The following is a 12596-nucleotide window of genomic DNA, read 5'->3' on the forward strand; positions in this document are numbered from 1 at the left end:
GTCCTTCGTCACGCGGTGCCGCCGGGGCGGCGGGGAGGGATACGGCGGGTACGGCTGCGGCGGGCGGCGGCGCGCAGAGCGGCCCGCGCCAGCTCCGGGCGGTCGGCGGCCCCGTCGAGGCTGGCGGCGAGCGCCCGGATGGTGGGGTGGCGGAACAGATCGAGCATCTTGATGGACCGGCCGGTGGCGGTGGTCAGTCGGGCGTGGACGGCCGCGAGCGCCAGCGAATGCCCACCGATGTCGAAGAAGTTGTCGGTCACCCCGACCCGCTCGCGCTCCAGCACCTTCCGCCAGATCCCCGCGATCAGCTCCTCGGTCTCGGTGAGTCCGTCCGGACCCGCGGGCACCAGCGCCGGCCGGTCGCCGCCGGCCACCGTCATCGCGCCGAGCTGCGGCACCCGCACGGTCGGCCGGGGCAGGGCGGCGGCCACCTCGCGGGCCGGCGTGTCAGGTGCGCCGGCCAGCGCGCCCACCAGCTCGGCCAGGTCGGCGAGCAGGTCGTCGATGCGACCGGCGTCGAACAGGTCCGGGTTGTAGACCACCTCGACGCCGGTGCGGCCGTCGGGCTGCACCACGTAGACGGTGATGTCGAACGGGGAGCCGGGTTTGGGCACCGGGACCGGCTCGGCGGTCAGCCCGGTCAGCGTCAGCCGTGGTGGCGCGAAGTTGAGCACGTTGAACAGCACCTGCACCAGTGGCGCGCGGGCGGTGTCCCGGCCGGCGCCGAGCGCCTCGACGATCCGTTCCAGTGGCGCCCCGGGATGGGCGGTGGCCTCGTGCAGCTCCCCGGAGCACCGGTCGACCAGCTCGGCGAAACTCGCCCCGCCGGTACGGACCCGCACCGGCACCGTGTCGATGAAGAAGCCGATCACGTCGTCGAAGGCGGCCAGCCTCCGGTCGGCGACGATCGCGCCGAGCACGTGGTCGTCGCCGCCGGTGAGCCGCGCGATCAGCTCACCGAACGCGGCCAGCAGCACCGACGCCACGGTGGTGCCGCGCCGCTCGGCCAGCTCGCGGACCGCGCGGTCGGTGTCCGCGGGCAGCCGGACGGCCGCCTCCGCGCCGGCGTAGGTCTGCACCGCGGGTCGGGGTCGGTCCCGGGGCAGGTCCAGCACCGTCGGCACGCCGTCCAGGTGCGCCGTCCACCAGGCCAGGTCCGCCGCGCCGCGCAGCCGGTCCCGTTCGGCCCGCCAGACCGCGTAGTCGGCGTAGTGGGCGGGCAGCTCGGGCAGCGCCGGAGGCTGGCCGGCCACCGCCCGGGCGTACCCGGCCGCCAGATCGTCGTAGCAGACCCGTTCGGACCAACCGTCGAAGACGGCGTGGTGCCAGGTGGCGGCCAGCACGTGCTCGGCCGGGCCGAGCCGGTAGACGGTCACCTGCCAGGGCGGCCCGGTGGCCAGGTCGAAGGGGTGCGCGGCGCCGGCCGCGAGCATCCGGGTCAGCTCGGCCTCGGGCTCGACGCTGCCGGTCAGGTCGACCACCGGCACGGCCACGTCGGTCGGCTCGGCGCAGACGGCGTACGGCACGCCGGCGGTCTGCGGGATCCGCCAGCGCAGCACGTCGTGCCGCTCGGCGACGGCCCGCAGCGCCGCCCCGAGCGCGGCGGTGTCCAGCGGGCCACGCAACCGGTGCGCCACCGCGATGTTGTACGGCGCGCTGGACGGCGCGAGCTGGTCGACGAACCAGAGCCGGCGCTGCGGCGGGGAGAGGGTGGGTGGGTTACCGGTACGCAGCCCGTCCCCGCCGCTGGGCGCGGCGGCCACCCGCTCGACCAGCCGCCCGAAGGTTCGCTGGGTGAACACCTCGCGGGTGTCGAGCTGCCGGCCCAGCTCGGCGCGGAGCGCGGCGACCAGGCGCATCGCCGCGATGGAGTTGCCACCGGCGGCGAGGAAGTCCGTCGCCGGCTCGGGTGCCACGCCGAGCAACCGGGTCCAGATGTCGGCCACCGCCGCCGCCACGGATCCGTCCGGCGTGGCCGGACCGGCGGCGGGGGTGGTGGTGTCGGCGGAGGGGACGAGCGCGGCGGCGGCCAGCGCGCGCAGCGCCGGCCGGTCCAGTTTTCCACTGACCGCGCTGACCGGCAGCGCGCCGCGGCGCAGCACCCGGGCCGGCAGCATCGCCGCGGTCAGCCGGCTGCCGGCGTACCCGCGCAGCCGGGCGTCGTCGGGCGCGTCCGCAGGGGTGAGGAACGCGACCAGCTCGACACCGGCGGGGCCGGGCACCGCCTCGACCGCGACCCCGGTCACCCCGGGCAACTCGGCCAGCACCGCCTCCACCTCGCCCAACTCGATGCGCTGCCCACGGATCTTGACCTGCCGGTCGGCCCGGCCGAGGTAGGCGATCCGCCCGTCCGGGTCGAGCCGGACCAGGTCGCCGGTGCGGTACAACCGCTCGCCGGGCAGCCCGGAGAACGGGTCCGGAACGAAGCGTTCGGCGGTCAACGCGGGCCGGCCAAGATAGCCGTCGGCCAGCCCCGGCCCGCCGATCAGCAGCTCACCGATCTCCCCCGGCGGCACCGGGTCGAGCGTCACGTCCACCACGTACGCCCGATGGTTGGGCAGTGGCCGGCCGATCGGCACCGGCTCGGTCTCGGTGGCGCTCAACGGGCCGCTGACCACCAGCACCGTCGTCTCGGTGGGGCCGTAGCCGTTGAAGAATCGACGGCCGGGCGCCCAGCGGGAGGCCAGGGCGGCCGGCACCGCCTCGCCGCCGCACAGCACCGTGCGCCAGGCGGGCAGCTCGGTCGGGTCCAGCATGGCCAGCAGGGTGGGCGTGACGAAGCCCCAGTTGACCTCGTGCGCGGCGATGAACTGTGCCAGCCGAACCGGGTCGGCGCGATCCTCGGCGCCGAGCAGCTGCACCGCGCCGCCGAGCAGCAGCGGCACGAACAGGTCCATGGTGGCCGCGTCGAAGCCGAGCGAGGCGATGCCGAGGCTGCGTACGCCGGCGTCCGCGCCGGTGAGCGCGACCACGCCGGTGAGGAACTCGACCACGTTGCGGTGGCTGGTGAGCACCCCCTTGGGTCGGCCGGTGGAACCCGAGGTGAACAGCACGTACGCCGGATCACCGGGGCGGGCCGGGCAGGGCGCGAGCGGGGCCGGGCCGGGCAGCCCGAGCGCCTCGACGCCCGGCACGTCGCCGAACTCCGCCTCGGCGGCGTCGCCGACCACCAGGGACACGCCCGCGTCGGCGGCGATCCCGCGCAGCCGCCGACGCGGGCCGCCCGGCTCCAGCGGCACGTAGCAACCGCCAGCCAGCAACACCCCCAGAACGGTGGCTACCAGTTCCGGCCGGCGGGCGCCGCACACCCCCACCCGGCTCTGCCGGTCGACGCCCCGCACGCGCAGTGCCGCCGCCACCCCGGCAGCCCGGGCCACCAGCTCGGCGTAGGTGAGCCGGCTGTCCCACTGGCGCACCGCCACCGCGTCCGGGGTACGGGCGGCCTGCGCGACCACCAGCTCGGCGATCGTCGCGTCCGGCCAGGGCAGGGGCTCACCGGTCACGGCGCTGATGGACAGGATGTCGGTCACCCGTTCCCCCCGGGGTAGCTGCTCGGATCGGTGACTTGCAGACGCAGCTCGCTGACGTGTCCGCGCCCGTGCGCATCGGTCACCCAGCTCTCGCTCGGTGCCGGCAACAACTCAGTGACGACGACCGCGACGTCCGGCCCGGTGCGGGCCGCGGCGTCGACCATCGCGCACAGCGACTGCGCGTGGAGCGGGCCGGTGAGGTCGACGTAGCAGGGCTTGACCTCGGTGCCGACCTTCACGAACACCCGCTCGGGCAGGCCGAGCCGGGCCCGCCACCGGCGCACCGCGAGGAACCGCTCGGCCTCTCCGGTCACCCCGCCCAGCCCGCTGTCCGCGACGGTGGTCCGCCAGGTGCGGCGGGCCACGACCAGCCGGTCGATGGTGATCCTGGGTGTGTGCGCCGCCGGGTCGAGCAGCTTGAAGGCGTCCACCAGCAGCGAGCCGAGCAGGTTGGCGAAGACCTCCACCAGCGGCCAACGGCTGCCGTCGGGCAGCACAGCCGCCAGCCGGTCGCCGACCGGCACCACCCGCACCTCGGTCGCCGGTATCAGCCGGTCCACCTCGCCGCCCCGGGCGGTGTCGATGCCGAGCTGCCGGTCAGCCGGGCCGGTCAACCCGTACGTGGTGCGGGTGGTGACCCGGGGGAAGCCCTCCGGGTAGAGCACCCGCACCCGGGCCGGACCCAGGTCGGTGTCCAGCCCGGCGCGCAGCGCCGCCGGGTCCGGGTGGAACGGCACGAAGACCGCGCTGTCGAAGGTGGGGGTGGCCGGGTGCAGCTCGCCGAGCACGAGCAGGAACTCGCCCCGGTTCAGCGCGGCCAGGTCGACGGCGCTGATCTGCACGTCCGGGCTGTGGATCCGGGCCGACGGCCAGCCCGGCGCGTCCGCCGGGAACACCCGCCGGGCCCGCTCGGCCAGCTCCGTGCCGCGCAGCCGCAGTTCGGGCTGCCCGGGCGGCAGCGCGGCCAGGTCGAACAGCTCGGCCCAGCGGGCGGTGAAACCGGCCCCGGCGGCGGCCAGCGGCCCGTCCTGGGCGACCAGCAGCCCCTGGGCCAGCGACCAGACGTCCGCGAGCCGCACCGGCCCGTCGGCGCGCAGCTCCTCGTACAGCTCGGCGAGGAGGCGCTCGCAGGCGGCGCCGATCTCGGCGGTCAGCCACCGGGCGGCCTGGAGCAGCACGGCCAGCGGCGCGGCGAGGGCGTCGAGCACCGCCGCGCCGACGGTGACCGTGAGATCGCGGGAGGTCTCCTCGTAGACGACGGTGCGGCCGGCGTACATCTGACCGGCCTGCCGGGTCGCGGGTCGGCCGGTGACCGCGGTGAACTCCTCGTTCAGCGCGGCCAGCGCGGCGCCCAGCCGGTCCGGGTCGCCGGCCGCCGCGGCGACGTCGTCGCGTGCGGCGCAGAGCCGGTCGAAGCCGGCGCTCACCTCGGCGCGCAGCGTCGGGTCGCCGATCGCGGCCAGCCGCTCGCGCAGCACCTGCTCGGCCCGAGGGCTGATCGGCAGGCCGGCGTCCCAGGTCAGCAGGCCCCGCTCGACCAGTCGATCGAGCAGCAGGAACGCGTCGTCGGCGGTGCGCAGGCCGGTATCGCCGGCGGCGAGCACCCGCTCGACCAGCCGTACCGCGGGGGTGCGCCCGTCGGAGCAGGCCAGCAACCGCGCCTCCGCAAGGGGCAACTCCACCGGCGGGTGCAGCGGCCGGTGCAGCAGCCGGCCGACCACGCTCAGGTGCGGCGGCAACGCCGGCGCCCACCAGCGGCGTACGGCCGGGTCGTCGGCGAGCCGGTCGGCGTACGCGATAAGCGCCCACGCCTCGAAGTGCACCTCCCGCCTCGACAGCGTCGTCGGCCCCGGCCGCAGCCGGGTGGACGGGTCGGCGGGGTCGAAGGTGCCCCAGCACACCGGGCCGAAGAAGCCGATCGTCTCGGCCTTGCCGCAGTAGCGCTGCCAGTAGCGCAGCAGGCTCAGCTCACGCTTGCGCCGCCGGACGTTGCGCACCGTGGGGTCGGTGCGCAGCAGACCGTCCAGGGCGATCAGCATCTCCGGGTTCTGCCAGGTGACCGCCTCGCGCAGCAGCGGGTCGGCGGCGATCCGGCCGGCGGTGGCCGACGCGTCGGCGAGCGCCTCGGCGAACGCCTTGTCGAACACCTCGGCGGCGACCTCACCGGCCAGCAGCGCGTCGGCGGCGTCGGCCGCGTCCGGGGCGGCGAAGGCGTCCAGCCCGACCGCCGGGAACCCGGCGGTACGCAGCACCACGTCGCGCCACACCGACCAACCGGTCTCGCCGAGCGGCAGCCGGTGGCTCATCGGGACGACTCCGGCTCGGCGGCGTCCACGATGTGCAGCCGCAGCTCACTGAAGTAGCGCCGGCCCGCGGCGTCGGGCACCCAGGCGTCGTCCGGAGTGGGCAGCATCTCGCTGACCACCAGCGTGACGTCGTCGCCGCCGTCACGGCGGGCCGCCCGGACCATTGTGCAGAACAGGCTGGCGAACGCGGGGCTGCTCAGGTCGACGAAGCACGGCTTGGTCTCGGTGCCGAGCTTGACGTACACCTGCTCGGGCAGGCCCAGCCCGCGCCGCCACTCGCGCACCGCCAGGTAGCGGGCCCGGTCGCCGGTCACCGTGGCCAGGCCGCACTCCCCCACCGTGGTACGCCAGGTCTGCCGGGCCACCACCAGCCGGTCCAGCGTGATCCGGGGCGTGCACGGTGCGGCGGCGACCAGCTTGAACCCGTCGACGGCATGGGTGCTCAGCAGGGCGGCGCAGACCTCGGTCAGTGACCAGCGCTGCCCGTCTTCGGCCGTGACGACCAGCCGGCCGGCCTCGTCGTGCACGGTGAGCGCGACGGTGGGCAGCACCCGGTCGTCCTCGGCGCCAGGTGCCGCGGCGAAGGCCAACTGCCGGTCGGTCGGGCCGGCCAGCGACTCGGCGACCCGGCTGGTGCGCCGCGGCCAGTCGGTCGGGTATAGCAGCCGGATCCGGCGCGGGCCGAGGTCGGCCGCCAGCGCGGCGCGCAGCCGCTCCACGTCGGGGTGCGACGGGGTCACCGCGTAGGTGTCGAACGACGGCCAGGCGGCATGCAGCTCGCCGAGCACCACTGTGTACTCGCCGCGGGTCAGCGCGTCCGCGTCGGCGGCGCAGATCTGCAGGTCGGGGCTGTGCAGCCGGGCGGTGGACCAGCGTGCCGGCGGCGGCGGGAACGCCTCGTCGACCCGGGCGGCCAGGTCCGCCACGTCCAGCCGGACCTCGGTGACGCCCGACGGCTGCTGGGCCAGGCCGAACAGCTCGGCCCAGCGGACGGCGAACTGCGCGGCCACGGCGTCCACCGGGCGCTCCCCGGTGCCCCAGAACAGGCCCTGCACCAGGAACCACAGGTCGGACAGGGCGACGGGGCCGTCACCCGCCTCGGCGCGCAACTCGTCGTACAGCTCACGGAAGACCGCCCCGTACGCCTCCTCCAGCGCACCGGCCAGCCAGCGGGCGGCCCGCAGCAGCACGGCCAGCGGCGCCGCCAGCTCGTCCAGCAGCGGCGCGCCGAAGACCACGTCCAGGTCCCGGCTGGTGTCCTCGTAGCAGAGTGTGCGGCCGGCGTACATCTGCCCGGCCCGCCGTTGCGGCGGCTGCCCGGTCAGCTCGGTGAACGTCTCGTCGAGCGCGTCCAGGGCGGTCCGCAGCCGGTCCGGGTCACCGGCCGCCGCGGCGACCGCGTCCCGGGCGGCACACAGCCGGTCGAAGCCGGCCTCGGCGGCGGCCCGGGCCGGGGCGTCGCCGATCGCCGCGATCCGCTGGCGCAGCACCTCCTCGGCCTGCGGGTTCACCGGCAGCGCGGCGTCCCAGGTGATCAGCTCTCGCTGCACTAGTCGGTCCAGCAGCTCGTACCCGTCCTCGGGTCGGCGCAGCCCGATCGACCCGTCGGCGATCACGTCGCGGGCCGCGCGGCGGCCGTCGACGGCGGCCAGCAGCGCCGCCTCGACCGGGGACAGCGGCACCGGCGGCCGGGCCGGACGAAGCACCTCGCGCCCGGCGAGGCGCAGGTGCGGGGCGAGCCGGGGCGCCCACCACCGGCGCACCGCCGGGTCCGCGCCGATCCGCTCGGCGTACGCGGCCAGCGCCCACGACTCGAACCACACCCAGCGGCGGCGGGTCAGCGCCGCGCCCGGGCGGACCTCGGCGGCGGCCGGCAGGTCTGGGTCGATGGTGACCCAGCAGCTCGGCCCGAAGAAGCCGACAGTCTCGTTCTTGCCGCAGTACCGCTGCCAGTACTTCAGCAGCGCGCGTTCCCGCTCCCGCCGGCGCACGTTGCGGGTGGCCTCGGCGCCACCGCGGACCAGCCCGTCCAGGGCGGGCAGCGCACCCCGGTTCTGCCAGGTGACGGCCTCCCGCAGCAGCGGGTCCGCGGCCAGGTCGGTCAGCCGACCGGCGCTGGCGAGCAGGGCCTCGTCGAATTCCTTGTCGAACTGCTCGACCCCGGCGCCGGTGACCAGCAGTTCGTCGGCGGCCGCGGCGGCCTGCGGCGCGGCCAGCAGGGTCAGCCCGTCGGCCGGGAACCCGGTGCTGCGCAGCAGGGCGTCGCGCCACACCGACCAGCCGGTGTCGCCCAACGGCACCCGGTGGGCGCCGGCCTCCGCGGCGCTCCCGGCGACGGCCGCGCGCAGGTCGGCGCGGATGGTGGCGGCCAGCGCCGGCAGCGCGTCGTGCAGGAAGAAGTGCCCGGCGTCCAGCTCGTGCAGGGTGAAGCCGGCGGTGGTGTGCTCCCGCCACGCGGCGCTCTGCTCACGGGTCACCGCCCGGTCGGTGCGGCCGCTGAACGCCACGATCGGCACCGGCAGCGGCGCATCGGGCCGGTAGCGGTAGCCGTCCACCCGGTCGAAGTCGGCACGCAGCAGCGGCATCAGCAGCTCGACGAGTTCGGGGTGCTCCAGCAGCCCGGCGGGGAGCCCACCCCCGGCATCCAGGCGGCGCAGCAGCTCGGCGTCGTCCACCTGGGACAGTCCGTCGAAGACGCTGGGCTCACTGACGTGCGGGGCGCGGGCGCCGCCGACGTAGAGGCGCAGTGGCAGCGGCCGGCCGGTGCGGCGCAGCTCGCGGACCACCTCGAAGCCGACCCGGCCGCCCATCGAGTGCCCGTAGATGGCGTACGGCCGGTCGGCCCGCCCGGCGATGGCCCGGGCCACGTCGGCGATCTGGAACCGCGGGTCCTCGCTGATCCGGTTCTCTCGGCCGGAGAGCTGCACGGGCAGCACCTCGACGTCCGGGCCGAGCCGGTCGGGCCAGTGTCGGAACGCGCTGGCGCCGGCACCGGCGTAGGGCAGGCAGAACAACTGCACCGGCGCCGGGTCGCGGCTGCCGGCGGAGATGAACCAGTTCACCGCACGCCTTTCTGAGGGGGGTCGATCCAGTACCGCTGCCGTTGGAAGGGGTAGGTGGGCAGCGAGGTTCGCCGGATGGTGCCGGCGGGATGCAGGGTGGTGAGGTCAGCGTCGCGCCCGGCCACCCAGGCGGCGGCCAGCTCACGCAGCGGCCCGGAGTCGCCGGCCACCCGCGCGTCGGTGGTCAGCAACTCGTCGAGGGCGGCGACCGCGCCGGCCGGGTCGGTGGCCACCACGGCGGCCCGGTGGCGGAACGCGCGCCGGCCCAGCGCCAGCGTCGCGGCCGCCTCGGCCAGCGCCGGGGTGGTGCCGGCGAGGTGCCGCCGCAGCCGGATCAACGCCGCCCGCAGCGCCGCCGGGGTACGCGCCGACACCGGCAGCAGGTGCGCCCCGGCCGGCGCAGGGTCGACCGGCTCGGCCGGCGGGGCCTGCTCGACCACGACGTGCGCGTTGGTGCCGCCCAGTCCGAACGAGCTGACCCCGGCGACCCGGCGCGGCGCGTCCGGCCAGTCGCGCACCTTGGTCGGTACGTAGAACGGGCCGGCGGACAGGTCGATCTCCGGGTGCGGGCGGGTGAAGTGCAGGTTCGGTGGGATGACGCCGTGCCGCACGGCGAGCACCGCCTTGATCAGCCCGGCGATGCCGGCGGCGGCGTCCAGGTGGCCGATGGTCGTCTTCACCGAGCCGAGCGCGCAGGTCTCGGCGGGCGCGGTGCCCTGATACACCTCGTGCAGCGCGGCCACCTCGATGGCGTCGCCGAGCGGCGTACCGCTGCCGTGCGCCTCGATGAAGCGGACCTCGCCGGGGGCGACCTCGGCGGCGGCGAGCGCGCCGGCCACCGCGGCGGCCTGGCCGGCGGGCCCGGGAACGGCGTAGCCGGCTCGGTCACCGCCGTCGTTGGTGACCGCCCAGCCGGGCAGGACCGCGTAGATCCGGTCGCCGTCGGCCTGCGCGTCGGCGAGCCGGCGCAGCGCCACCACCCCCACACCGGAGCCGAAGCCGGCCCCCTGGGCGGCCTCGTCGAACGCGCGGCAGCGGCCGTCCGGGGAGGCCAGGCCACCGGTGGTGTGCCGGTGCCGCGGCCAGGTGACGCTCACCCCACCGGCCAGCGCGATGTCGCACTGGTAGTCGGCCAGGCTCTGCGCGGCGAGGCAGACCGCCACCAGCGAGCTGGAGCAGGCGCTCTGCACGGCCACCGCCGGCCCGGTCAGCCCCAACCGGTACGCGACCTGGCCGGGCAGGTGGTCGGTGAGCTGCCGCCCGACGAGCCGGGCCTCCCAGTCGTCCGGGTCGACGTCGCCGACCACTGCCGGGTTGTCCATGAGGTGGAACAGGAAGTAGCGGTTGACCGAGGTGGCCGAGTAGACCCCGACCAGGCCGGGGAACCGGTCCGGGTCGTGACCGGCGTCCTCCAGCGCCTCCCAGGCCGTCTCCAGGAAGAGCCGGTGCTGCGGGTCGGTGCGGGCCGCCTCCCGGTCGCCGAAGGCGAAGAACTCCGCGTCGAAGTCGGCGACCCCGTCGAGCCGGCCGGTGGCCTTGACGTGCCGGGGGTCGGCGCGCAGCCCCGGGCCGACGCCGAGCGCGGCGAGCTCCTCGTCGCTGTGGTCGTGGATGGCGTCCACCCCGGCGCACAGGTTCCACCAGAAGGTGGCCACGTCCGGCGCGCCGGGGAACCGGCCGGCGAGACCGACCACGGCGATCTCGTCGCCGGTGTACTCCCGCGCGCCGGCCGGGGCGGCGGGCGGGCTGCCGACGGTCGGCGGCGCGGCGGGCAGGGTCGACGCCGAGGCAACCGGCGGCGCCGGGGTGGTTGGTGTCGGCGGGTCGACCAACCGGGCCTGGGCGGCGATGGTCGGGTGGTCGAAAAGCCGCAGCAGCGGCACCGCCACACCGAACCGTTCGGCCAGCCGCTGCTGCACCTGGCCGAGTAGCAGGGACTGCCCGCCGACGTCGAAGAAGCTGTCGGTGCGACCGACCGCGTCCCGGTCGAGCACGGCGCACCAGATGTCGTGCACGACCCGCTCGGTCGGCGTGGCGGGCCGGTCCCCGGGTGGCACCGCCCGGGCCGGGTCCGGCAGCGCCCGCTCGTCGACCTTCCCGCTGGTGGTCAGGGGGAACTCGGCGATCGGCACGACCGCCTGGGGCAGCGCGTACTCGGGCAGTTGCCGGGCCAGGGCGGCCCGCAGCGCCGCCGGGTCCAGCGGCGGCCCGGCCGGCCGGACGTACGCCAGCACCTCGCCGTCGCGGACGATGGCGCGCACCTCGGCGATGCCCGGCTCGGCGGCGAGCACCGACTCGATCTCGGTCAGCTCGATCCGGAACCCGCGCACCTTCACCTGCCGGTCCAGCCGGCCGAGGCAGCGCAGCTCGCCGGTGGGCAGCAGCTCGCCCAGGTCGCCGGTGCGGTACAGCGGCACGCCGTCGGGGTCGTGGCCGAACCGGTCGCTGGCCCGGTCGAGGTAGCCGGGGGCGAGGTGCCGGCTGCGTACGACTATCTCGCCGTCCGGCGCGAGCCGCAGCGCGTACCCGGGCAGGGCGGTGCCGATCGGCAGCGGGCCGGTGGCCGCCGGGTCGACGTCGGCCAGCGGCAGCGCGTACCGGGCGGCGAAGGTCATCTCGGTGGCCCCGTAGCCGTTGACCAGGACGCAGCCGGGGGCGAAGCGGCCCCGGGCGCGGGCGGCGTCGGCGTAGTTGGCCTGCTCGCCGCCGAGCAGCACCACCCGGATCCGGTCCAGCCGCTCGATGCCCGGGGTGTCCAACAGGTACCGGAAGACGGTCGGCGTGGAGTGGTAGACGGTGACGCCGTGCCGGGCCAGCTGCTCGACGGCGTACGTCAGCCCGTGCCGGCGCAGGTCGACCGGGACGACGGTGGCCCCGGTGAGCAGCGCCGGGTGCAGGTCGGGGATGGCCGCGTCGAAGCTGAACGAGGCGAGCAGGCTCAATCGGTCGTCCGGCCGCAGGGCGAGCAGGGCGATCTGGTTGTCCACCACATGCGTCAGGTTGCGGTGGCTCTGCCCGACCGCCTTGGGCCGCCCGGTGGAACCGGAGGTGAACAGCACGTACGCGAGCGCGTCCGAGGCCACCGGCACCGGCCGCAGCGGCGCGGGCCGCACGTCGACTGCCGGAACGACCCGCAGGCCGGGCCGGTCGGCGGCGAGCCGACGCGCCAGCTCGGTGTGCTCGCCACCGCAGAGCAGGACTGTGACGTCGGCGCCGTCGAGCAGGTGCCGCAGCCGCTGCTCGGGGAAGCCGGGGTCGAGCGGCACGTAGGCGGCGCCCGCGGCGAGGGTGCCGAGGATGGCCGCGATGGTGCCGGCGCCGTGCGCGGTCAGCAGGCCGACCCGGTCACCGGGCCGGACGCCGGCCGCGGCCAGCAGGCCGGCGTGCCCCCCGGCCAGGCCGGCGAGGGCGGCGTAGCTGAGCGGGCCGGTGTCGCCGAGTACGGCGGGATGGTCGGGACGAGCGGCGGCGGCATCGCCGAAGCGATGGATCAGCGTCGAGGTTCCCATTTCAGGACGCGGACACCGATCCACAACAGACGGGCGCACGGCAATCGGCAGGCATGATCATGATCCCCCCCAGGACTTCACAATGGAACGAGCATAGGGTTCGATGACTGCCGGGAAAGATCATCGATTAGAGTCGAGCCAAAGGGTCGACTCCGGCTCGGACGAGGGACGATGAATATCGTCCGATCA

Annotated in this window: 4 protein-coding genes; all 4 read right to left on the reverse strand. The window is 76.0% G+C overall.

All coding sequences use genetic code 11. The features are described 5' to 3' along the window. Nucleotides 1–8: 8 nt before the first annotated feature. From GA0070607_RS30920 to GA0070607_RS30935, 4 genes are read right to left on the reverse strand one after another with little or no spacing between them, the layout of a single operon-like run. Entirely contained in the window at nt 9–3530 is a 3522-nt protein-coding gene (locus tag GA0070607_RS30920; RefSeq protein WP_089021355.1) for a non-ribosomal peptide synthetase, read from the reverse strand. Next, nucleotides 3527–5836: a lantibiotic dehydratase gene (locus GA0070607_RS30925; protein WP_089021356.1), complete on the reverse strand. Its 2310-nt coding sequence runs from the start codon at nt 5834–5836 to the stop codon at nt 3527–3529. The genes GA0070607_RS30920 and GA0070607_RS30925 overlap by 4 nt, the downstream gene beginning before the upstream one ends. Further along, nucleotides 5833–8898 (reverse strand): thioesterase domain-containing protein, encoded by a 3066-nt coding sequence (locus GA0070607_RS30930; protein ID WP_089021357.1) that lies wholly within the window; start codon nt 8896–8898, stop codon nt 5833–5835. Before GA0070607_RS30930 ends, GA0070607_RS30925 begins: the two co-directional genes overlap by 4 nt. Further along, nucleotides 8895–12407: an AMP-binding protein gene (locus GA0070607_RS30935; RefSeq protein WP_089021358.1), complete on the reverse strand. Its 3513-nt coding sequence runs from the start codon at nt 12405–12407 to the stop codon at nt 8895–8897. The genes GA0070607_RS30930 and GA0070607_RS30935 overlap by 4 nt, the downstream gene beginning before the upstream one ends. Between the last annotated feature and the right edge of the window lie 189 nt (nt 12408–12596).

The sequence above is a fragment of the Micromonospora coriariae genome (assembly GCF_900091455.1).
Classification (GTDB): domain Bacteria; phylum Actinomycetota; class Actinomycetes; order Mycobacteriales; family Micromonosporaceae; genus Micromonospora; species Micromonospora coriariae.

Coding starts and splice junctions, on each gene's coding strand:
- GA0070607_RS30935 (WP_089021358.1), bottom strand. CDS start 12,407: ATGGGAACCTCGACGCTGATCCATCGCTTCGGCGATGCCGCCGCCGCT.
- GA0070607_RS30925 (WP_089021356.1), bottom strand. CDS start 5,836: ATGAGCCACCGGCTGCCGCTCGGCGAGACCGGTTGGTCGGTGTGGCGC.